Annotated in this window: 2 protein-coding genes; both read left to right on the forward strand. The window is 64.3% G+C overall.

Features of this window, described 5'->3' with window-relative positions:
* Positions 1-187 precede the first annotated feature (187 nt).
* Complete coding sequence (locus tag WS49_RS21530; protein WP_059533127.1) at positions 188-598, forward strand: hypothetical protein; 411 nt, start codon at positions 188-190, stop codon at positions 596-598.
* 42 nt (positions 599-640) lie between these two features.
* Positions 641-922, forward strand: a 282-nt coding sequence (locus WS49_RS21535) for a Mu-like prophage major head subunit gpT family protein (protein ID WP_179949285.1), incomplete at its 3' end; no start/stop codon positions are given.

The raw sequence follows: 922 nt of genomic DNA on the forward strand, positions 1-922 counted from the left end.
TGGCAATCCTCCGGTAGGTGACAAAACGGACGCGAATGCGCTGGCCGCCGAAGACCTCGCCGTGTGCAAGGCGCTCGACCTCGATCTCGCGACGTACAAGACTTCGCAGCCGGCCGCCTGACGGCGCGCGCGGCAACTCGCTTCGCTTCCATCGGCAACGCATTTTCACTTCCACCAGGAGATTCACATGACTGCATTGACCGCCGACCGCGACACCGTCGCCCGGGCCGGCCTGCTGTTCAGCTACCCGGCCAAGGGCGGTGTGCTGTTCTTCACCGGCGCGATCGCCGCGATCGACACGGCGACCGGCCTCGCGACCAACGGCGCGGAATCCACCACGCTCAAGGGCGCGGGCATCGTCCAGGAACAGGTCGACAACACGGCCGGCGCAGACGGTGCCGCGAACGTGACGATCCGGCGCGGCCAGTGGCGCGTCGCGAATTCGGCCGGCGCGGACCAGCTCACGCTGAAGGACGTCGGCATGCCCGCGTACATCGTCGACGATCAAACAGTGGCGAAGACGGATGGCGACGGCAAGCGCTCGGTCGCCGGCACCGTGGTCGACATCGACCCGGCCGGCGTCTGGATCGCGTTTTAACGCGACCCGCCACACCTCTCGACTACTCCATAAGGAAAGCACATGGAAATCAATCGCGCCAATCTGCGCGCCCTGTTCACGGGATACAACACCGTATTCCAGCAAGCGTTCGACGGTGCGCAGTCCGACTGGAACAAGGTCGCCATGCCCGTGCCGTCCACTACGTCGCAGGAAGTCTATCCGTGGCTCGGCCAAACCACGCGCTTCCGCGAATGGATCGGCGATCGTGTGATCCAGAACTTGGCATCGCACGACTTCTCGATCAAGAACAAGCCGTTCGAGAACACCGTCGGCGTCGATCGCGAGGCAATCGAAGACGACACC

The organism is Burkholderia sp. RF7-non_BP4 (assembly GCF_001521935.1).
GTDB lineage: Bacteria > Pseudomonadota > Gammaproteobacteria > Burkholderiales > Burkholderiaceae > Burkholderia > Burkholderia diffusa.

Excerpts from the sequence above, each read along its gene's own strand:
- WS49_RS21530 (WP_059533127.1), top strand. The coding sequence starts at position 188 with ATGACTGCATTGACCGCCGACCGCGACACCGTCGCCCGGGCCGGCCTG.